Source organism: Streptomyces bullii (assembly GCF_042657145.1).
Classification (GTDB): Bacteria; Actinomycetota; Actinomycetes; order Streptomycetales; family Streptomycetaceae; genus Streptomyces; species Streptomyces bullii.
In genome coordinates this window covers 841,367-861,872 of the sequence record NZ_JBHSNY010000001.1, presented here as the reverse complement: position 1 = coordinate 861,872, position 20,506 = coordinate 841,367, and the positions used below count along the sequence as shown (strand labels likewise).

Here is a 20,506-nt window from a genome sequence, read left to right as displayed (position 1 = left end):
GGGTCCTTACTTCACGGCGCCCACGGCGATGCCGCGGGTCAGCGTCCGCTGGAAGACGAGGAAGAACACGAGGGCGGGCAGGACGCCGAGCAGGGCGGCCGCGTTGGTCATGGTGGCGTCCATCAGACGCTGGCCCTGGAGGACGCCGAGGGCCACCGACACCGTCTGGTTGTCGTTGGAGATCAGCATGACCAGGGGGAGCAGGAACTCGTTCCAGGTCCAGATGAAGAAGAAGACCAGGAGCACGCCGAGGGTCGGGCGGCTGACGGGGACCACGATCCGCCACAGCACCTGCCACCTGCCCGCCCCGTCGATGCGGGCGGCCTCGATGATCTCGCGCGGGAACCGGCCCAGCACCGACGACAGCAGATACGTGCCGAAGGCCGCCTGGATCACCGTGAACACGATGATCACGCTGAGCCGGGTGTCGTAGAGGCCGACCTCCTTGCTCAGGTAGTAGATCGGGTAGACCAGCGCCTCCTGCGGGAGCATGTTCGCCAGCACGAAGAACGCCAGCACCCAGGTGCGGCCCTTGATCCGGCCGATGCCGATCGCGTACGCGTTGAGGACGGACAGGACCGCCGCGAACACGGCCACCCCGCCGCTGATCAGCACGGAGTTGAGGAGTTTCTGCCCGTAGTCGACGCGCTCCCAGAAGTCCTTCAGGCCGTCCAGGTAGAGGCCGTCGGGCAGGCTGAGCGGGCCGTTGCGGGCGTACTCGGCGGGGGACTTGACCGCGTTGACCGCCACGATCAGGAACGGGACGATCATGAAGAGCGCGGCGATGCACAGGGCGACGAGCACCGGGTACCGGCGTACGGCGGTCATGCGCGGGTCCCCTCCTCCGCGTCCTCGGCCCGCGTCTGGAGCTTCAGCCCGACCAGCGCCAGGGCGAGGATGATCATGGTCAGCACGGTGGAGATCGCGGCGCCGTAGCCGACCTGGGTCTTCTCGAAGAACGTGGTGAAGGAGAAGTAGGAGGGCACGTCGGTGGCGCCTCCGGGGCCGCCCTTGGTCAGCACGTACACCGCGCCGAACACCTTGAGCGCGGCGATCGAGCACCAGGTGAGCACCACGTACGTCTCCGGCCGGATCTGCGGCAGCGTGATGTGCCAGAAGCGGCGCCACCAGCCGGCGCCGTCCAGCTCGGCCGCCTCGTACAGCTGCGGGTCGACGCGCTGCAGGCCCGCCATGAAGACGACCAGCGGGAAGCCGATCTGGACCCAGACCATGACGCCCATGACGCTGTAGAGCGCGAGGTCGGGGTCGCCGAGCCAGTCCTGCTGCCAGGACGACAGGCCCACGGCCCGCAACAGGGCGTTGAGGGAGCCGTTCTCGGGGGCGAGGATCCAGCTCCAGACGATGCCGGCGACCGCGATGGGCAGCACCTGGGGGAGGTAGAAGCAGGCGCGCAGAACGGCCGCCCACCCGCTGCCGGCGTGCTTGCCGACGTAGTCGAACAGGGCCGCGGCCAGGACCAGGCCGATCGCCGTCGGGACGAGGGCCATCGCCACGACCATGAACAGGCTGTGCCGGAAGGACGCCCAGAACTCGCTGTCGTCCATCAGTTCGCGGTAGTTGGCGAGGCCCGACCAGCTCGGGCTGCCCACGCCCTGCCAGTCGGTGAAGCTCACGCCCGTGTTCATCAGGAACGGCACGACGACGACGGCGAGGAAGGCGAGGACACCGGGGAGCAGGAACAGGGCGTAGGAGTCGCGGGGGCGGCGGCGCGGACGACCGGCGGGTGCCTGCCCACCGGTCACCCGCTTGTCGACGGTGACCGTCATCGCTTCGGCGCGCCCTTGTCGTACGCCTCCTGCAGCGCGTCGAGGTACGCGTCCGGCTGCGCGCTGCCGGTGATCAGCTTCTGCGTCTCGGAGACCAGGACGTCGTAGAAGCCGGGGACGGGCCAGTCGGGGTAGAAGGCCAGGCCGTCCTGGCGGGAGAGGGCGTTGAAGTCGGCGATGAGCGTCTTGGCCCGCGGGTCGGTGATGGCGTGCGCGTCGGCCGCGACCGGGACGCCGCCCTTGTTGCCGAGCAGGTTCTGGATCTTCTTCGACATGGTGATGTCGATGAAGTCGTAGGCGAGCTCCTTGTTCCCGGCCCCCTGGGGGACCACCCACAGGTTGCCGCCGGAGCCGAGGGTGAGGTGGGCGTCGGGCCACAGGAACGTGCCCCAGTCGAACGCCGCCTCCGCCTCGACCCGGCCGAACCACCAACTGCCCGAGAACATGATCGGCGCCTTGCCCCGCATGAAGGAGACACCGGCGTCCTCCGCCTTGGTGCTGGACGAGGTCTTGGCGATGTATCCCTTCCGCACCCAGTCGGCGAAGGTCTCGGCGCCGTACGTCCAGGCCGCGTCGTGGAAGTCGGTCTCGCCCTCGTACTGCTCGTACGCGTCGACCCAGGAGCGGTCGGCCTTCGACAGGGCCAGCTGGTACAGGTACTGCTGGGCCATGTACTCGGCGCCCGCGTTGGCCAGCGGGGTGACGCCCTCCTCGACGAACCTGTCCATGGCGGCGGTCAGTTCGGCGAAGGTCTTCGGCTCGGCGATGCCGTACTTCTCGAACAGGTCCTTGTTGTAGTAGACCAGTGTGTACTCGGCGTAGTTGGGGACTCCGTACCACTTGCCGGAGCCCATCACGCCGTCGGCGTCGTAGACACTGGTGGTGCGTACGCCCGGGCTGAGCTTCTTGTCCCAGCCGCGCTCGGTCGCCTCGGCGGTCAGATCGGTCAGCAGGCCCTGCTGGGAGAGCAGGCCCGCCGTCGCGTTGCCTTTGTTGTACTCCATCAGGTCGGGGGCGTCGCTCGAGTTGAGCACCATGGGCGCGGTCTTCTGGATCTGCTCGAAGCCCTTCTCCTCGAACTCGACCCGCACGCCCGGGTGCGTCCTCTCGAACTCCTTGATGGCCTCGTTCCAGGCCGCGCCCATCGCGCTGTCCGGGCCCTCGTAGTGCCACAGCTTCAGGGTCCTGCCGTCGGAGGAGCCGCTGTCCGAGTCACCGCAGGAGGTCATGAGCAGAGAACCCGCGAGGACCACCGCCGCCGCCACCACACGCCTTCGTTCCGTCAACATCCCGTGCCTCCAGGGGGAGCCGGATGGGTAGGTCGGGGCGCCACGCAGGGTCGTCGAAGGGTTCGATGCGCGGCGTCGAAGCGCTTCGACGGGCGACGGTATGTCCGGCCTCCGGACGGCGTCAATGGGTGGTACGAGAATCGTTGAAGCGATTCGACTATGCCGTCGGTGAGACCAGGGCTAGACAGATCATCAGGGCCACGGCGGCAGCCGTCACCGGCACCCCGTACCCGGCCGTCGCCGACACGCGTTCCACCGTCCAGCCGCCGACCGCGCTGCCGCAGGCGATACCGCCCAGCAGACCGGTCACGGCCAGGGTCATGCCCTCGTTCAGACGGCCGGCGGGGGTGCGCCGCTGGACCAGCGTCATGGTGGTGACCATCGTCGGGGCGGTGGCCATCCCGGCGGCCAGCAGCGCGCCGGCGAGCAGCAGGAGCGAGCCGGACAGCGCCGCCGCGAGCAGCGGCAGGGTCAGCAGGGCCGTCATCGCGGCCACGCACCACGGCAGGCGGGACTCGGCCGGACCGGCCGGAGCGGCGGCCCCGTACACCAGGCCCGCCGCACAGGAGCCGGCCGCCTGCAGGGCGAGGACGACGCCCGCCGCCGCCTTGTGACCCTGTGCGTCCGCGAAGGCGATCGTCACGACCTCCATCGCCCCGAACACCGCGCCCGTCGCCAGGCACACCGCGAGCAGCGGCGGCATGCCGGGCGCGCGCAGTGGTGCGCCCGCGGTGTCCGTACGTCCCCGCGCCGGCGGTTCGGTCGAGCGTTGCGCGGCGAAGAGCAGGACGCCGGTCATCAGCAGCACCGCGCCGGCCAGCGTGCCCGCCTCCGGGAAGAAGGTGCCGCACAAGAAGGCCGCCAGCACCGGCCCGAGCATGAAGCACAACTCGTCCGCGGCCTGTTCGAAGGAGTTCGCGGTGTGCAGGGCGGCGGGGGCCTCGGGGTCGTCTTTCAGCAGGTGGGCCCAGCGGGCGCGGGACATGCCGCCGGTGTTGGGCGTGGTGGCGGTGGCGGCGTACGCGGCGAACAGCGTCCAGTCGGGGGCGCCGTGGCGCACGCACAGCAGCAGCGCGAGCGAGCCGAGCACGGCGATCGCCGTGGCGGGTACCGCGATCCGGGCCTGGCCGTACCGGTCGACGAGCCGAGCGGTCCACGGCGCGACCACCGCGGTCGCCGCCAGCCCGGTCGCCGTGACGGCTCCGGCGAGGGCGTACGAGCCCCGCGCACCGGCGATCATGATGACCGCGCTCACACTGAACATGCCCATCGGCAGCCGGGCGATCAGGTTCCCGGCCGTGAAGGCACGGGCGCCCGGGAGCGCGAGGAGACGCCGGTACGGGCCGGGCGGGCGGCGGCGGGCGCGGGTACGGGGGCGGAAGTCGGCGGCGACGAGGGTGTCGGCGGTGACGGTGAGCACCAGGGCTTCTCGGGAAGGCGGTTGCGGCATGCGTCCACCGTCACCCCGGGTGGATCAAGAGGTCCAACACCTTCTCCGTACCGATTCACGCACCGCCGTTGTAAGTTCGCCGGATGCCCGGGACACCCGCGATACCGACCCACCTCGACCCCCGCCTCCTGCGCGCCTTCGTCACCGTCGCCGAGGAACTGCACTTCACCCGCGCCGCGGCCCGCCTGTACGTCGCCCAGCAGGCGCTCAGCCGCGACGTACGGCGCCTCGAACGGGACCTTGGGGCCGAGCTGTTCGTCCGGACCACCCGGCAGGTGACGCTGACCGCCGACGGCGAGCGGCTGCTGCCGTACGCCCGGCGTGTGCTCCAGGCGCAGGACGAGCTGCTCGCCGCCTTCGGGCAGGCCCGGCCGCTCCTGGTGGATCTCAACTCCCCGGGCCTGGTCACTCCCCGCCGTGTGCTGCACCTGGCCCGGGAACTGGCCCCCGACCACGAGCTGATGGCCCGCTTCGAGAGCGGCCTGACCGGGGCGGCGGGCGAGCTGCTCGCGGGCCGGCTGGACGCGTCGTTCGGGCGGTTCGCCGGGCTGGCCCCCGCGCTGCGGGCCGGTCTCGACCACCAGCCGGTGCGCTACGAGCCGATGGCCGTCGTGCTGCCCGAGGACCACCGGCTGGCGTCCCTGGCGGCGGTGCCGCTCGCCGCCCTGGCGGGCGAGGCCGTGTACGCGGGCGCCGGGAACCCGCGGACCCCGGAGTGGACCGACCTCGCGCGACGGCTGTTCGAGGGGCGGGGCATCGAGGTCGCGCCGCCCGCCCCGCTGGCCGTCGGGGACGAGGAGTTCCAGCGGCTCATGGCCCGCACCCGGAACCCGGTCCTCGCCGTGGTGGACTTCCCGCCCCTGCCGTCGACCGTGCTGCGGCCGCTGGTCGACCCCGTGCCCCTGTCGCCGGTGTCGCTGGTGTGGCGACGAGGGCTGACCCACCCCGCACTGGACGCGCTGCGCAGGGCGGCGGCCCGGCTCGCGGCCGAGGAGGGGTGGCTGCGGCGGCCTGTCGACGGGTGGATTCCGGCCAGTGACGATGTCCTCATGGTGTCTCGCCAGTGACACGAATCGTCACAGTGAAAACACACAACCTCCGCGTGCGCTACATTCATCGCCCGAGCACAGTGTGATAAACGGGGCGCGCGAACCGGGTGGGGGCCCGGTCCGACGGCAGGTGCTCACGCCGACTGCGCACCCGTGAACGGTCCCGTGGGGGGGAAGTGCGCGCGTGAAACATTGGCCAGAAGACGCCCAACCCGTTTGGCCCGAGGTCGCGTCCGCGACCAAGGAAATCCCGGTTGCTAACGATGAGCGGGGCCGAAGAGTCACGCGGGACGTCCCGCGGAGCGCCACCGCCGACGAGCGACTGCTGCGCGGCATCCCCCGGCAGAGCGAGGGCGAGGCCGAGAGAGAGGTCCTCTCCTCGCAGGGCGGGGCCGACGAACCCCTCGTCGTCCGCGACCCCTGGCGGCAGCACACCGGTGTCACCGAGCACACCCACGACCCGCACGAGGTGACCGTCCAGCTCGACGCCGTGCAGTTCGGTGACGGAGTCCTGCGGCAGGCGCGGGGCGGGCCGGACCAGGCTCACGACGGCCCCTCCGACGGGCCCGTCTTCGTGGACGCGACCGGTCGCCGCAGCCGCCGCTTCCGCCGGGCCGGCATGGCCGTCGGCCTGGTCTGCGCCGGCTACGCCGTGGTCATCGCCGCGACCGTGCTGTCGGGCAACTCCGACGCGCCCTGGCTGCCCGTACCGGGCCAGCAGGACGACAGGCCCGCCGGCCAGGTCGACACCTCGCCCCGCCCCGCCGAGCCGGCGCCGACGGACGGCGCCGCCACCACCGTCCCGGGCAGCGCGCCCACGGCCGACCAGGTCACGGCATCGTCGCCGGGCATCAGCGCCACCGAGCCCGGCACCACCGCCCGGCCCGAGCAGCCGGACGGGTCCACCGCCCCGAAGCCGACGCCGACCCGGGCGGCCCCGAAGCCGCCGGGCACCGGCGGCACCGTCCCGACCCCGGCCCCGCCGACGGACGCGCCGACCACGCAGCCCCCGGACCCGACGCCGACGGACCCGCCCACGACCGGCCCGACCGAGCCCACGGACGACGGCGGCGGCGACGACGGCGACGGCGACGGCGGAACCGACACGGTCGCCGACGGCCAGGCCACCGCGCAGCCCGTCGCCGACAGCCCCGCCGAGCAGCCGGAGCAGTCCTCCCCGTCCCCCGCACCGTCCTCGGAGCACGTCCTCTGATGCCACCCCGCACCCGCCGTCCCGGGCCCGCGAACGTAGCCCGCGACGGCTCCCCGCGGCGCCGCCTGCCCATGCGCCTGCTGCTGCCTGTGCTCGTCCTGGTCGCCCTGATGGCGATGCTGATGCTGCGCGGCTTCGTGCACAGCGAGATCCTGGCCGACCACCGCGTGCGGCCGCCCGCCGCCACCGACAAGGTGCCGCAGAAGATCCTCGAAGGCGGCCCCGTCATCGACACCCGTGGCGGCCGCACCGAGACCCTGCGCATGCCGGACCGCCACGTGGTCCTCACCTTCGACGACGGCCCGGACCCGACCTGGACGCCGAGGGTCCTGGACGTCCTGAGGAAGCACGACGCGCACGCGGTGTTCTTCGTCACCGGCACCATGACCTCACGCCACCCGGACCTCGTCCGGCGCATGGTCGAAGAGGGCCACGAGGTCGGCCTGCACACCTTCAACCACCCCGACCTGTCCTACCAGTCGAAGAAGCGCATCGACTGGGAGCTGTCCCAGAACCAGCTCGCGCTCTCCGGCGCGGCGGGCATCCGTACGTCCCTGTTCCGTCCGCCGTACTCCTCCTTCGCCGGCGCCATGGACAACAAGTCCTGGCCGGTCACCGAGTACATCGGAAGCCACGGCTACCTCACCGTCGTCAACAACACCGACAGCGAGGACTGGCGCAGGCCCGGGGTGGAGGAGATCATCCGCAAGGCCACCCCGAAGGGCGGCAAGGGCGCGATCGTGCTGATGCACGACTCCGGCGGCGACCGCTCGCAGACCGTCGCGGCGCTGGACCGGATGCTGCCGGACCTGAAGAAGCGCGGCTATGCGTTCGCCAACCTCACCGAGGCGCTGGGCGCCCCGAGCGCGCATACCGAGGTCACGGGCCTGGAGCTGTGGAAGGGCACGGCGTGGATCGTCCTGGTCCAGGCATCCGAGCACCTCACCGACGGGCTGGTCGTCGGCCTCGCGATCGTCGGCACCCTCGTCATCGCCCGCTTCGTGCTCATGCTGCTGCTCTCCGGGGCGCACGCGCGCCGGGTGCGCCGCCGTGACTTCAGCTGGGGACCGCCGGTCACCGAACCGGTGTCGGTGCTGGTCCCGGCGTACAACGAGGCCAAGTGCATCGAGAACACGGTCCGTTCGCTTGCCGCGAGCGACCACCCCGTCGAGGTCCTCGTCGTCGACGACGGCTCCTCCGACGGCACGGCCCGCATCGTCGAGGCGATGGGCCTGCCGAACGTCCGGGTGATCCGCCAGCTCAACGCGGGCAAGCCGGCCGCGCTCAACCGCGGTGTGGCCAACGCCCGGTACGACCTGATCGTGATGATGGACGGCGACACGGTCTTCGAACCGTCCACGGTCAGGGAACTGGTGCAGCCCTTCGCCGACCCGCGCGTCGGCGCGGTCGCGGGCAACGCCAAGGTCGGCAACAAGGACAGCCTCATCGGCGCATGGCAGCACATCGAGTACGTGATGGGCTTCAACCTCGACCGCCGCATGTACGACGTCCTGCGCTGCATGCCCACGATCCCCGGCGCGGTCGGAGCCTTCCGGCGGGCCGCCCTGGAACGGGTCGGCGGCATGAGCGACGACACCCTCGCCGAGGACACCGACATCACCATGGCCCTGCACCGGGACGGCTGGCGCGTGGTGTACGCGGAGAACGCCCGCGCCTGGACCGAGGCACCCGAGACGGTGCAACAGCTGTGGTCCCAGCGCTACCGCTGGTCCTACGGCACCATGCAGGCGATCTGGAAACACCGCCGCGCGCTGGTCGAGAAGGGCCCGTCGGGCCGCTTCGGCCGCGTCGGCCTGCCCTTCGTGTCCCTGTTCATGGTCGTGGCCCCGCTCCTGGCCCCCCTGATCGACGTCTTCCTCCTCTACGGGCTGGTCTTCGGCCCGACACAGAAGACGGTCATGGCCTGGCTGGGCGTCCTGGCGATCCAGGCCGTCTGCGCGGCCTACGCCTTCCGCCTGGACCGCGAACGCATGACCCACCTGATCTCGCTGCCCCTGCAACAGCTCCTCTACCGCCAGCTGATGTACGTCGTCCTGCTCCAGTCCTGGATCACCGCCCTGACCGGCGGCCGTCTGCGCTGGCAGAAGCTGCGCCGCACCGGCGTGGTGGACACGCCCGGCGGTGGCGCGGCGCCGGGCAGGGTGCCGGCCGACACCGCTGATCGGAGGCCGGTCGCATGACGTACGGACACCCTTCCGGGACGGGCCCGGGCTCCCCCGGGGAGCCGACGTACGACTTCCCGCACTCGGCGTCCGGCCGTCCGGGCGCGGAGTACGGCTTCCCGCACCAGCGGACGACGGAGCTGGACCCGGCCCCCGGGCCGACCTCGGTCCCCGACCCCGCCTCCCCGGCGCGGCGGCCGGGCCGTGACCGCTACCTCGACCTGCTGCGCTCGATCGCCCTGGTCCGGGTCGTCGTCTACCACCTGTTCGGCTGGGCCTGGCTGACCGTGCTGTTCCCGTCGATGGGCGTGATGTTCGCGCTGGCGGGTTCGCTGATGGCGCGCTCGCTGAACCGCCCGGCGTGGGGCGTGATCCGGGGCCGGATCCGCCGGCTGCTGCCTCCGCTGTGGGTGTTCAGCGCGGTGGTCCTGACCCTGCTGTTCGCCGCCGGCTGGAACCCCGCGAAGGATCCGTACCAGGGCGGCGCCTGGGCCCTGGCCGACCTGGTGAACTACGTTGTCCCGATCGGCGCCCCGCCCTTCCCCTGGCACATCGGCTCGAAGTCGGGCCTGCTGGAGGACACCTGGGCGGTGCAGGCGGCGGGTCCACTGTGGTACCTGCGCGCCTACCTGTGGTTCGTCGTCGCCTCCCCGCTGCTGCTGTGGGCGTTCCGCCGGGCACCGTGGCCGACGCTGCTGGCGCCGCTCGCCCTCACGGCGGTCGTCGGCACCGGCCTGGTGACCATCCCCGGCGAGACCGGCAACGCCGTCACCGACTTCGCGGCCTACGGCGGCTGCTGGGTGCTGGGCTTCGCCCATCACGACGGGCTGCTCCGGCGCGTCCCCCGCTACCTGGCGATCTCCTGCGCGGCCCTGCTGATGGCCTTCGGCCTGTGGTGGGCCTCCGGCCACCTGGGCCCCGACGGCTGGGACCTCAACGACATTCCGCTGGCGCAGGCGGCCTGGTCGTTCGGCTTCGTGGTGATCCTGCTCCAGTACTCGCCGTCCTGGCAGACCCTGCCGGGCCGCCTGGCCGCCTGGGACAAACTGGTCACGCTCTCCAACAACCGCGCCGTCACGATCTACCTCTGGCACAACATGCTCATCATGGCCACGATCCCGATCCTCGACCTGCTGTACGAACTCCCGTTCATGCAGAGCGAGGACGCGGTGGCCGCCCTGGACGCGACCTACATGGTGTGGATGTTCGTCCTCGTCTGGCCCCTGATCGCCCTGGTGATCCTCGCGACGGGCTGGATGGAGGACCTGGCAGCCCGGCGACCCCTGCGCCTGTGGCCGAACGGCGTGACCCGTGGCGGCTCCCGACGCAGAAGGGGAGGCCCGGCGCCGCGGTGACGGAGGAGGGCGGACGGGTGCGGTACCTGCCGTCGGGGACGCGGCAGCCGGGCCACGGCACCCCCTTCGCGGCCGGGCCGTGCTCCGGCCGCGGGGGCGCCGGGTGCGTCCACCGGGTTGCGGGGCCAGGCGGTCGGTGCGTTCGCGGGGTTCCCCGGCCCGGCCCCGGGCGTGCCCGCCACCCCGGCCGGTTACAGCAGGCAACGGGGCCGTACGCCCCTGGCGCGTACGGCGCGCCTCCCGCGCCCGACGCTCCCTGCCCTCCGCAGCGGCCCCCGGTCCAGCAGGCCCCCACCCCAGACCCGTACGCCACCCCCGCCACCCCACCCCAGCAGCCGTACGCCCCCCCACAGCCCGAGCCGCCGCCCGCCCGGCACCCCCACTACCCACAGCCCCCACAGCCCTGATCCGCCCCGCCCCCGCCGGGAACCTCTCATCCCGCCCCCGCCCGAGGTGAGAGCAAAGTTCCTTTCCGGTCACTCGGTGCCACAGGCAGGAAACGCGCCCTCCCTACCTTCGGGACTCATACCGCTCACCGAACCACCGAGCCCCGAGCACCGTGGAGGCGTCATGACAGCCCCGAGCCCGGCCCCCGCACCCCCGAGCAGGGGCGGTCGCTGGATTCAGCACTGGGATCCGGAGAACGAGACCTTCTGGCAGGAGACGGGCGAGAAGATCGCCCGGCGGAACCTCTTCTTCTCCGTGCTCTCCGAGCACATCGGGTTCTCGGTCTGGACCATGTGGTCCGTGCTGGTGCTCTTCATGGGCCCGGAGTACGGGCTGACCCCGGCGGACAAGTTCATGCTGACGTCGATGGTGACGCTGGTCGGGGCCGTCGTCCGCGTGCCCTACACCTTCGCCGTCGCGATCTTCGGCGGACGGAACTGGACGATCATCTCGGCGAGTCTGCTGCTCGTCCCGACGGTCGCCGCGTTCCTGGTGATGGAGCCGGGGACCTCGTTCTCCACCTTCCTGCTCGTCGGCGCGCTCGCCGGCGTCGGCGGCGGCAACTTCGCCTCCTCGATGACCAACATCAACGCCTTCTTCCCGCTCCGTAAGAAGGGATGGGCGCTCGGCCTCAACGCGGGCGGCGGCAACATCGGCGTGCCCGTCATCCAGCTGGTCGCCCTCGCGATCATCGGGGCGAGCGGCGGGCCGCGCCTGCTGCTCGGGATCTACATCCCGCTCGTCGTCGTCGCCGCCGTCCTCTCCGCGCTGTTCATGGACAACCTGGAGAACGTCAAGAACGACACCGGCGCCGCCAAGGACGCCGCGAAGGACGCCCACACCTGGATCATGTCCTTCCTCTACATCGGCACCTTCGGCTCGTTCATCGGCTACAGCTTCGCCTTCGGCCAGGTGCTGACCAACCAGTTCGGCCGCACCCCGCTCCAGGCCGCCTACGTCACCTTCATCGGCCCGCTGCTCGGCTCCCTCATCCGTCCCCTGGGCGGCTGGCTCGCCGACCGCTACGGCGGCGCGCGGATCACCCTCTACAACTACGTCGCCATGGGCGTCGCGACCGCCGTCCTCATCGCCGCCTCCATGGAGAAGTCGCTCGCGCTGTTCACCGTCGCCTTCGTGATCCTCTTCGTCCTCACCGGGCTCGGCAACGGCTCGACGTTCAAGATGATCCCGGGCATCTTCCAGGCCAAGGCCCGCGCCAAGGGGCTCACCGGTGAGGCGGCGGCATCCTACGGGCGGCGGCTGTCGGGTGCCTCCATGGGGCTCATCGGCGCCGTCGGCGCGCTCGGCGGCGTCGGCATCAACCTCGCCTTCCGGCAGTCGTTCCTCTCCTACGGTTCCGGCACCGGAGCGTTCGTCGCCTTCCTCGCCTACTACGGCGTCTGCTTCGCCGTGACCTGGGCCGTATACCTTCGCCGCTCGGCCGCCCGGAGCCAGGTCGTGGCCAGCGCCGAGGCGAAGCCGCAGCTCAGCTATGCCGAGGTGTGACGTAACACCGACGACATGAAGCCGAACCGAGCCTGTCACGCACCGTTGACAGGCTCGATCGGCATGCAGGTGACCGCCGTATGGCACCCGGATACGGCGTACGGCACGCAGGTACCACGACTGAAGTGCGGGACGAGAGCCATGGACGAGCAAGAACAGCGACCAGAACACGGACCCCTCGCGGGGTTCACCGTGGGCGTGACCGCCGCGCGCCGGGCCGACGAGCTGGGGGCGCTGCTGCAGCGGCGGGGCGCCGCGGTCCTGCACGCCCCCGCCCTGCGCATCGTGCCGCTCTCCGACGACAGCGAACTGCTGGCCGCCACCAAGGACATCCTCCAGCAGGTGCCGGACATCGTCGTCGCCACGACCGCGATCGGGTTCCGCGGGTGGGTCGAGGCCGCCGACGGCTGGGGGCTCGGGGAGGATCTGCTGTCCCGGCTGCGCGACGTGCGGATCCTGGCGCGCGGTCCCAAGGTCAAGGGCGCGGTGCGGGCCGCCGGGCTGACCGAGGAGTGGTCGCCGTCGTCGGAATCCATGGCCGAGGTGCTCGACCGGCTGCTGGAGGAGGGCGTCGACGGCCTGCGCATCGCCATCCAGCTGCACGGCGAGCCGCTGCCCGGATTCGTGGAGGCGCTGCGGGAGGGCGGGGCCGAGGTGGTCGGAGTGCCCGTCTACCGGTGGATGCCTCCGGAGGACATCGGGCCCGTCGACCGGCTGCTGGACGCCGTCGTCTCCCGAAGCCTGGACGCGCTCACCTTCACCAGCGCGCCCGCCGCCGCGTCCCTGCTGTCCCGGGCCGAGGAACGCGGACTGCTGCCCGAGGTGCTGGCCGCCCTCGGACACGACGTCCTGCCGGCCTGCGTCGGCCCGGTCACCGCGCTGCCGCTGCAGGCCCACGGCATCGACACGGTCCAGCCCGAACGCTTCCGGCTCGGCCCCCTCGTCCAACTGCTGTGCCAGGAACTGCCCGCCCGGGCACGGTCGCTGCCGATCGCCGGGCACCGGGTGGAGATCCGCGGGCACGCGGTGCTGGTGGACGGCGAGCTCAAACCCGTACCGCCCGCCGGGATGTCGCTGCTCAGGGCCCTGTCCCGGCGGCCCGGCTGGGTGGTGGCCCGCGCGGATCTGCTGCGCGCGCTGCCGGGCGCGGGGCGTGACGAACACGCGGTGGAGACGGCGATTGCGCGCCTGCGCACGGCCCTCGGCGCGCCGAAGCTGATCCAGACAGTGGTCAAACGGGGGTACCGCCTGGCGCTGGACCCGGCGGCCGACGCCAAGTACGCGGACGCGGAGGCAGAGGCGTAGGGGCCGGCTCCGCCGGGCGCGTGGGGATACGGCTTGTGCGGAGTGTGGGAGTTGGGCTTCGGGCGGGCGGTAGGGGCCGGGTCCGCTGGACGGACACCGCGTCCACCGCCCCCAGGGACACCGTGTCCACCGCCCCCAGGCACACCGCTTCCGCGGCCGCGGGAGGGCTTCCGCTTCCGTGCGCGCACAGCGGGGCGGCGCCGTAACGGCGCGGGCCGAGTCGGCCGTCCAAGGGGTTCCGGGCGCGGGAGTGGGCAGGCACTGTGGGAGGGAACGGTTCTCCCCGTCCCCTCACCGGCATCCCACCGACCCCTTCCCGACCGGGGTGACCCCTAGGCGGTGACAGGCACATGGCACTGGGTACGGCCACGGCCCCGTACGAGCTGCGGTTCGACGCCGGGCGGATCTGTCTGGATCTCCTCGCGACCACCCATCCCACCGAACGGCTCGACTCCGTGGAGGTGCTGCGCGCCTGGATCGTCCGCTCCGGACTCGTCCCCGCCGACACCGCGCTCGCCCACGCGGACACCACCTGGCTCGTCGCGTTCCGCGAACTGCGCGGCCAGGTCGACCGGTTGGTGCGCGGCTGGCTGGCGCCCGGGGCCCGGCCCTACGACCTCGCGCTGACCCGCGTCAACGACCTCGCCCGTACCGCGCCCCCGGCCCCCCGGGCGGTTCGCGACGAACACGGCGCCCTCGTACGGCGGTTGGACGGCCCGCCCGGCTGCGCCGCCCTTCTCGCGGCCGTCGCCCGGGACGCCGTCGACCTGCTCACCGACCCCGTCGCCCGGGCGGGCCTGCGCCAGTGCGCGGGCGACAACTGCCCGATCGTCTACCTGGACACCTCCCGGGGCCGCAGAAGGCGCTGGTGCTCCAGCGAGGTCTGCGGCAACCGCGAACGCGTGGCCCGCCACCGCCGCCGCGCGGCACTCGCCCGCACCTAGCTGTCGTAAATGCGGCAACTGTCGGACCTTCACCCGTAACTGTCGGACCGTCAATTCTCCGCTGTCGAAGTGATGTCGATTACATCCCGTTTACCTACGGTCCCGTAGGGGCAGTCCCGGAGATCCTGCCGACTGTGTCGGAAATGTAAAGAACGAGCGGTGGGAATGTGCGCGCATGTCCTGCTCGTCACGTCACCCCTGAGAAAACTGTCACTTCACTTTGAACACTCAACGCCCCCGCTGCGTACGGGTGGTCGAGCGACCGACTGGGGGAACCCCCGGACATCGGAGGTGGGCGTGCGCAAGGATTCCGTCGTGGCCAATGAACGAGCACCGAGGGCCCGACATCGCATGTCCCAGCCCTCGGAACCCGACGAGGAGCTGATGCGTGCGCTCTATCGCGAACATGCCGGACCCCTGCTGGCCTACGTCCTGCGCCTGGTCGCCGGAGACCGGCAGCGCGCCGAGGACGTCGTGCAGGAGACGCTCATCCGTGCCTGGAAGAACGCCGGTCAGCTCAATCGTGCGACCGGATCGGTACGCCCCTGGCTGGTGACGGTCGCCCGGCGCATCGTCATCGACGGCCACCGCAGCCGGCAGGCCCGGCCGCAGGAGGTCGATCCGTCGCCGCTGGAGGTCATCCCCGCGGAGGACGAGATCGACAAGGCGCTGTGGCTGATGACGCTGTCGGACGCGCTCGACGACCTGACCCCGGCTCACCGGGAGGTGCTCGTCGAGACGTACTTCAAGGGGCGTACCGTCAATGAGGCGGCGGAAACCCTGGGCATACCCAGCGGAACCGTGCGCTCCAGGGTGTTCTACGCCCTGCGGTCGATGAAGCTGGCACTGGAGGAGCGGGGGGTGACGGCGTGATGAGCGGGTACGGGGGATATCAGGGATTCGGAGCGGGCGGTACGGGTATGTCTGGTCCCATGCAGGGATCTCCGGTGCCGAACGAGCACGAGACCGTCGGTGCCTACGCCCTCGGTCTTCTGGACGACGCCGAAGCAACCGCTTTCGAGATGCACCTCGCGTCCTGCGAGTGGTGCGCCCAGCAGCTGGACGAGCTCGCCGGGATGGAGCCGATGCTGGCCGCGCTCGCGGACCTGCCCGGCGCCGGCACCCCCGCGATCGGCGAGTCGCTGTCCGCCAAGCCCAGTCCGCGCCTGGTGGAGAAGCTCGTCGACGAGGTGGCCGAGCGCCGCGCCCGCAAGCGCCGCCGCAGCTTCTACATGGTGGCCGCGGCGGGTGCGCTGATCGTCGGCGGCCCGTTCGTCGCCGTGGCGACCAGCGGCGGTGGCGACGGAGGGGGCGGCAAGCAGGGCCAGACCCTCGCGTCGAGCCCCGCGAAGGACGCCTTCGAGTCCATCCCCGACAAGATCACGGGCACGGACCCCTCGACCAAGGTCACCGCGAGCGTCGCGGTCCAGCCGAAGGACTGGGGCACCTTCGGGGTACTGGAGCTGAAGAACCTCAAGGGCCCGCTGAAGTGCTCCCTGATCGCCGTCGGCAAGAACGGCGAGCGCGAGACCCTGGCCTCCTGGTCCGTGCCCAAGTGGGGCTACGGCATCCCGGACGCCAAGACCGACAAGGCCAGGGAGCCGCTGTACGTCCAGGGCAGCGCCGCGTTCCAGCTCAACGACATCGACCGCTTCGAGATCATCGACTTCGACGGGAAGAAGCTGGCCGAGCTCGACGCGTAGCTTCCGCGCACGGGTCCCCTTCGCGTACGGTTGACGGCTGCCCAGCACGTCAGAAGGGGGCCCGGTGGCCGCTCAGGCTCAACAGGAAACCGCGGTCGACTCGGTTCAGGACGCCTCGCACGACTCCGTACGGGACCGAGAGATCAGCGTCGAACAGGAACACCTGGACCGGGTGTACCGCCGCCTGGAGGAGAAGATCCACGAGGCGCAGTTCCTCATGCACGACGCGGCCAAGCGGGGTCAGGTCGGCACGCCCGGCGCGCTCGCCGAGCGGGACGCGCAGGTCTTCCGGGCGGGCGTCCACCTGAGCCGGCTGAACAACGAGTTCGAGGACTTCCTCTTCGGCCGCATCGACCTGCTGCCCGGCAAGGACGGGAAGAAGGGACCCGACGGCGCCTACACCGCCGTCGAGCCGGCGGAGGGCGCCGTACGCCCGGACAACACCGCCGACATCGCCGAGACCCTGCACATCGGCCGCATCGGCGTCCTCGACGAGGACTACGCCCCGCTGGTCATCGACTGGCGGGCCCCCGCAGCCGCTCCCTTCTACCGCTCCACCCCCGTCGACCCCGGCCGGGTCGTGCGCCGCCGCGTCATCCGCTCCAAGGGCCGCAGGGTGCTGGGCGTCGAGGACGACCTGATGCGTCCCGAGCTGAAGGCGTTCCTGCACGGCCGCGAGCTGCCCGTGATCGGTGACGGCGCCCTGATGGCCGCGCTCGGCCGGGCCCGCAGTCACACCATGCGGGACATCGTGGCCTCCATCCAGGCCGAGCAGGACCTGGTCATCCGCGCCCCCGCCGCCTCCGTGACGTACGTCGAGGGCGGCCCCGGCACCGGCAAGACCGCCGTCGCGCTGCACCGGGCGGCGTACCTGCTCTACCAGGACCGGCGCCGGTACGCGGGCGGCATCCTGATCGTCTCGCCCACCCCCCTGCTGGTGGCCTACACCGAGGGCGTGCTGCCCTCCCTCGGCGAGGAGGGCCAGGTCGCCATCCGCGCCATCGGCTCGCTGGTCGAGGGCGCCGAGGCCACCCTGTACGACTCCCCGTCGACGGCCCGCGCCAAGGGCTCCTCCCGCATGCTCAAGGTGCTCCGCAAGGCGGCCCGCGGCGCGCTGGAACTGAACGATTCCCCGGCCCGGCTGCGGGTCGTCGCCTTCGGCCGCCGTCTGGAACTGGAGGCGGAGGAACTGGAGCGGATCCGGCGCAACGCCCTCGGCGGCACCGCGCCCGTCAACCTGCTCCGCCCGCGCGCCCGCAAACTGCTCCTGGACGCCCTGTGGGACAAGTCGGGCGCGACCGCCCGCCACACCGATCCCGAGCTGGCCGCCGAGCTGCGCTCCTCCTTCGACGAGGACATCACCTCCGAGGACGACTTCCTCGCGTTCCTCGACGCCTGGTGGCCCGAGCTGACCCCGCGGGCCGTGCTGCGGGCCATGGCGGACGAGAGACGGCTGGGCCGCTGGGCCCGCCGGGTCCTCAACCCCGGCGAGGTCCGCAAGGTCGCCCGCTCCCTGAGGCGCGACGGCCACTCCGTGCACGACATCGCCATGCTGGACGAGCTCCAGGCGATCCTCGGCAGCCCGGCCCGCCCGCGCAAGAAGCGCGAGATCGACCCGCTCGACCAGCTCACCGGCCTGGAGGAGCTGATGCCGGTGCGCGAGGAGTCGCAGCGTGAGCGGGCCGAGCGGCTGGCGCAGGAGCGGGTGGAGTACGCCCACGTCATCGTCGACGAGGCCCAGGACCTCACGCCGATGCAGTGGCGCATGGTCGGTCGCCGCGGCCGGCACGCGACGTGGACGGTCGTCGGGGACCCGGCCCAGTCCTCCTGGTCCGACCCCGAGGAGGCGGCCGAGGCCCGTGACGAGGCCCTCGGCACCCGCCCGCGCCGCCGCTTCCAGCTCACGGTGAACTACCGCAACCCCGCCGAGATCGCCGATCTGGCCGCGAAGGTGCTCGCTCTCGCGATGCCCGGTTCCCCGTCGCCGAAGGCGGTGCGCTCCACCGGCGTCGAGCCGCGCTTCACGACCGTACGGGACTCGCTCGCCGGGACCGTGCGGGCGGCGGCGGCGCGGCTGCTGGACCAGGTGGACGGCACGGTCGGCGTGGTGGTCGCCATGCGGCGCCGCGAGGAGGCCCGGCGGTGGCTGGCCGGGCTCGGCGACCGGGTGGTGGCGCTCGGCAGCCTGGAGGCGAAGGGCCTGGAGTACGACGCGACGGTCGTGGTGTCGCCCGCCGAGATCGCGGACGAGTCACCGGCCGGCCTGCGCGTGCTGTACGTCGCCCTGACCCGGGCCACCCAGCAGCTGACCATCGTGTCGGGCGAACGGGACGAACCGGATGCGCACGGGGTGCCGGACCTGCTGCGGGATTGACGGCACCCGCCGTCGCAGCCGACGGCGAGTGAACTTCTGGGAGGACTTCCTCCACGGGAATGGCCCCGGGAGATCCGTTTGTTAGCCTGGGTGTGGCACCGGCCCGATCCAAGCCCCCGGGCCCAACCTTCGTCGCTACGAGCGACCACTTGCCGCGAGGCGAGCATGGCGGGTCGGTGTCACTGAACGCGCGAGAGGCCCACGTCACCACGTGACGTGGGCCTCTTTCGTCGGCGTGGGCCCGCCTTCTCTTGGCGCTACCTGATCGTCTCTCGTATGGTGGAAATAGTTTTCCGAAAGTGGCGCCTTTACCCGAGCTGTACGCGAACAAAACGTTCGCAATCCCGGGCGGCTACCGCGTACTCAGGGGTAGGTGCGACGATCGGACGGCACAACTCAGCGAACGGTGAAAGCAGAGGAAGTCGGCCATGGCAACGGCGCCCAGCGTCTCCTACTCGATGACCATCCGGCTGGAGGTGCCCGCGAGCGGAACCGCCGTCTCGCAGCTCACCACCGCCGTGGAGTCCTCCGGAGGCTCGGTGACCGGCCTCGACGTCACCGCGTCCGGCCACGAGAAGCTCCGCATCGACGTCACGATCGCGGCCACCTCGACCGGGCACGCGGACGAGATCGTGGAGAAGCTCCGCGGCATCGAGGGCGTCACGCTGGGCAAGGTCTCGGACCGTACGTTCCTCATGCACCTTGGCGGCAAGATCGAGATGGCGTCCAAGCACCCCATCCGCAACCGTGACGACCTGTCCATGGTCTACACGCCGGGCGTGGCCCGCGTCTGCATGGCGATCGCCGAGAACCCCGAGGACGCCCGCCGCCTGACCATCAAGCGCAACTCCGTTGCGGTCGTGACGGACGGCTCCGCCGTGCTGGGCCTCGGCAACATCGGCCCCAAGGCCGCCCTGCCCGTCATGGAGGGCAAGGCGGCCCTCTTCAAGCGGTTCGCCGGCATCGACGCCTGGCCGATCTGCCTCGACACCCAGGACACCGACGCCATCGTCGAGATCGTCAAGGCGATCGCCCCCGGCTTCGCCGGCATCAACCTGGAGGACATCTCCGCCCCGCGCTGCTTCGAGATCGAGGCGCGCCTGCGCGAGGCCCTCGACATCCCCGTCTTCCATGACGACCAGCACGGCACGGCGATCGTCGTCCTCGCCGCCCTCACCAACGCGCTGCGTGTCGTCGGCAAGGGCATCGAGGACGTGCGGGTCGTCATGTCGGGCGCCGGCGCGGCCGGTACGGCCATCCTCAAACTGCTGCTCGCCGCGGGCGTGAAGAACGCCGTCGTCGCCGACATCCACGGCGTCGTGCACGCCGGCCGCGAGGACCTGGTGGAGGCCGACCTGGAGTCGGCGCTGCGCTGGATCGCCGACAACACCAACCCCGAGGGCCTGACGGGCACGCTCAAGGAGGCCGTGCGCGACGCCGACGTCTTCATCGGCGTCTCCGCCCCGAACGTCCTGGACGGCGAGGACGTGGCCGCCATGGCCGACGGAGCCATCGTGTTCGCGCTCGCGAACCCGGACCCCGAGGTGGACCCGGCAATCGCCCGCCAGACCGCGGCAGTTGTCGCCACCGGCCGGTCCGACTTCCCGAACCAGATCAACAACGTGCTGGTCTTCCCGGGCGTCTTCCGCGGCCTGCTCGACGCGCAGTCCCGCACGGTCAACACGGAGATGATGCTCGCCGCCGCCAAGGCCCTGGCGGACGTGGTGACCGAGGACGAGCTGAACCCGAACTACATCGTCCCGAGCGTCTTCAACGACAAGGTCGCGGGCGCCGTGGCCGGCGCGGTGCGGGAGGCCGCCAAGGCGGTGGGGGCGTCGGCGACCGCCTCGTAGCGGCCGGTGGCATGATCGGCCCGGCCTCACGGCCGTCGAGCGCTGTGA

Annotated in this window: 15 protein-coding genes; 11 read left to right on the top strand and 4 right to left on the bottom strand. The window is 71.6% G+C overall.

Annotated elements, in window-relative coordinates:
• Nucleotides 1–6: 6 nt before the first annotated feature.
• From ACFPZJ_RS03895 to ACFPZJ_RS03880, 4 genes are all read right to left on the bottom strand, one after another.
• Nucleotides 7–828 (bottom strand): carbohydrate ABC transporter permease, encoded by an 822-nt coding sequence (locus tag ACFPZJ_RS03895; protein WP_381017117.1) that lies wholly within the window; start codon nt 826–828, stop codon nt 7–9.
• Complete coding sequence (locus ACFPZJ_RS03890; protein WP_381017114.1) at nt 825–1,787, bottom strand: carbohydrate ABC transporter permease; 963 nt, start codon at nt 1,785–1,787, stop codon at nt 825–827. The genes ACFPZJ_RS03895 and ACFPZJ_RS03890 overlap by 4 nt, the downstream gene beginning before the upstream one ends.
• Entirely contained in the window at nt 1,784–3,076 is a 1,293-nt protein-coding gene (locus ACFPZJ_RS03885; RefSeq protein ID WP_381017112.1) for an ABC transporter substrate-binding protein, read from the bottom strand. Before ACFPZJ_RS03885 ends, ACFPZJ_RS03890 begins: the two co-directional genes overlap by 4 nt.
• A gap of 157 nt (nt 3,077–3,233) precedes the next feature.
• Nucleotides 3,234–4,526: an MFS transporter gene (locus ACFPZJ_RS03880; protein WP_381017109.1), complete on the bottom strand. Its 1,293-nt coding sequence runs from the start codon at nt 4,524–4,526 to the stop codon at nt 3,234–3,236.
• An 83-nt stretch (nt 4,527–4,609) separates the two neighbouring features.
• On the opposite strand from ACFPZJ_RS03880, the gene ACFPZJ_RS03875 reads away from it, so the two are divergent.
• The 11 genes from ACFPZJ_RS03875 to ACFPZJ_RS03825 all read left to right on the top strand — a co-directional run bounded on the left by ACFPZJ_RS03875 (nt 4,610) and on the right by ACFPZJ_RS03825 (nt 20,458).
• A complete protein-coding gene (locus tag ACFPZJ_RS03875) occupies nt 4,610–5,593 on the top strand; it encodes a LysR family transcriptional regulator (RefSeq protein ID WP_381017106.1) in 984 nt (327 codons plus the stop codon).
• A gap of 166 nt (nt 5,594–5,759) precedes the next feature.
• Nucleotides 5,760–6,788, top strand: a complete 1,029-nt coding sequence (locus ACFPZJ_RS03870; RefSeq protein ID WP_381017105.1) for a hypothetical protein — start codon at nt 5,760–5,762, stop codon at nt 6,786–6,788.
• A complete protein-coding gene (locus ACFPZJ_RS03865; protein ID WP_381017102.1) occupies nt 6,788–8,989 on the top strand; it encodes a bifunctional polysaccharide deacetylase/glycosyltransferase family 2 protein in 2,202 nt (733 codons plus the stop codon). The genes ACFPZJ_RS03870 and ACFPZJ_RS03865 overlap by 1 nt, the downstream gene beginning before the upstream one ends.
• Nucleotides 8,986–10,326: an acyltransferase family protein gene (locus tag ACFPZJ_RS03860; protein WP_381017100.1), complete on the top strand. Its 1,341-nt coding sequence runs from the start codon at nt 8,986–8,988 to the stop codon at nt 10,324–10,326. The genes ACFPZJ_RS03865 and ACFPZJ_RS03860 overlap by 4 nt, the downstream gene beginning before the upstream one ends.
• 570 nt (nt 10,327–10,896) lie before the next feature.
• Nucleotides 10,897–12,279 carry a nitrate/nitrite transporter gene (locus tag ACFPZJ_RS03855; protein ID WP_381017097.1) on the top strand — a complete coding sequence of 461 codons (1,383 nt, stop codon included), beginning with the start codon at nt 10,897–10,899 and terminating at the stop codon, nt 12,277–12,279.
• Between the two features lie 141 nt (nt 12,280–12,420).
• Nucleotides 12,421–13,584, top strand: a complete 1,164-nt coding sequence (locus ACFPZJ_RS03850; protein WP_381017094.1) for a uroporphyrinogen-III synthase — start codon at nt 12,421–12,423, stop codon at nt 13,582–13,584.
• Between the two features lie 350 nt (nt 13,585–13,934).
• Nucleotides 13,935–14,528 (top strand): CGNR zinc finger domain-containing protein, encoded by a 594-nt coding sequence (locus ACFPZJ_RS03845; protein WP_381017092.1) that lies wholly within the window; start codon nt 13,935–13,937, stop codon nt 14,526–14,528.
• 351 nt (nt 14,529–14,879) lie between these two features.
• Nucleotides 14,880–15,401 (top strand): sigma-70 family RNA polymerase sigma factor, encoded by a 522-nt coding sequence (locus tag ACFPZJ_RS03840; RefSeq protein ID WP_010039908.1) that lies wholly within the window; start codon nt 14,880–14,882, stop codon nt 15,399–15,401.
• On the top strand, nt 15,401–16,231 hold the full coding sequence (locus ACFPZJ_RS03835; protein ID WP_381017090.1) for a zf-HC2 domain-containing protein: 831 nt from the start codon (nt 15,401–15,403) through the stop codon (nt 16,229–16,231). The genes ACFPZJ_RS03840 and ACFPZJ_RS03835 overlap by 1 nt, the downstream gene beginning before the upstream one ends.
• A 64-nt stretch (nt 16,232–16,295) precedes the next feature.
• Complete coding sequence (locus ACFPZJ_RS03830; RefSeq protein WP_381017087.1) at nt 16,296–18,605, top strand: HelD family protein; 2,310 nt, start codon at nt 16,296–16,298, stop codon at nt 18,603–18,605.
• A 428-nt stretch (nt 18,606–19,033) separates the two neighbouring features.
• The gene (locus tag ACFPZJ_RS03825) at nt 19,034–20,458 is read left to right on the top strand and encodes an NAD-dependent malic enzyme (protein ID WP_381017084.1); all 1,425 of its coding nucleotides are present in this window, start codon (nt 19,034–19,036) and stop codon (nt 20,456–20,458) included.
• The last annotated feature ends 48 nt before the right edge of the window (nt 20,459–20,506 follow it).

Excerpts from the sequence above, each read along its gene's own strand:
- ACFPZJ_RS03895 (WP_381017117.1), bottom strand. The coding sequence starts at position 828 with ATGACCGCCGTACGCCGGTACCCGGTGCTCGTCGCCCTGTGCATCGCC.
- ACFPZJ_RS03890 (WP_381017114.1), bottom strand. The coding sequence starts at position 1,787 with ATGACGGTCACCGTCGACAAGCGGGTGACCGGTGGGCAGGCACCCGCC.
- ACFPZJ_RS03885 (WP_381017112.1), bottom strand. The coding sequence starts at position 3,076 with ATGTTGACGGAACGAAGGCGTGTGGTGGCGGCGGCGGTGGTCCTCGCG.
- ACFPZJ_RS03880 (WP_381017109.1), bottom strand. The coding sequence starts at position 4,526 with ATGCCGCAACCGCCTTCCCGAGAAGCCCTGGTGCTCACCGTCACCGCC.
- ACFPZJ_RS03875 (WP_381017106.1), top strand. The coding sequence starts at position 4,610 with ATGCCCGGGACACCCGCGATACCGACCCACCTCGACCCCCGCCTCCTG.
- ACFPZJ_RS03865 (WP_381017102.1), top strand. The coding sequence starts at position 6,788 with ATGCCACCCCGCACCCGCCGTCCCGGGCCCGCGAACGTAGCCCGCGAC.
- ACFPZJ_RS03860 (WP_381017100.1), top strand. The coding sequence starts at position 8,986 with ATGACGTACGGACACCCTTCCGGGACGGGCCCGGGCTCCCCCGGGGAG.
- ACFPZJ_RS03855 (WP_381017097.1), top strand. The coding sequence starts at position 10,897 with ATGACAGCCCCGAGCCCGGCCCCCGCACCCCCGAGCAGGGGCGGTCGC.
- ACFPZJ_RS03850 (WP_381017094.1), top strand. The coding sequence starts at position 12,421 with ATGGACGAGCAAGAACAGCGACCAGAACACGGACCCCTCGCGGGGTTC.
- ACFPZJ_RS03845 (WP_381017092.1), top strand. The coding sequence starts at position 13,935 with ATGGCACTGGGTACGGCCACGGCCCCGTACGAGCTGCGGTTCGACGCC.
- ACFPZJ_RS03840 (WP_010039908.1), top strand. The coding sequence starts at position 14,880 with ATGTCCCAGCCCTCGGAACCCGACGAGGAGCTGATGCGTGCGCTCTAT.
- ACFPZJ_RS03835 (WP_381017090.1), top strand. The coding sequence starts at position 15,401 with ATGAGCGGGTACGGGGGATATCAGGGATTCGGAGCGGGCGGTACGGGT.
- ACFPZJ_RS03825 (WP_381017084.1), top strand. The coding sequence starts at position 19,034 with ATGGCAACGGCGCCCAGCGTCTCCTACTCGATGACCATCCGGCTGGAG.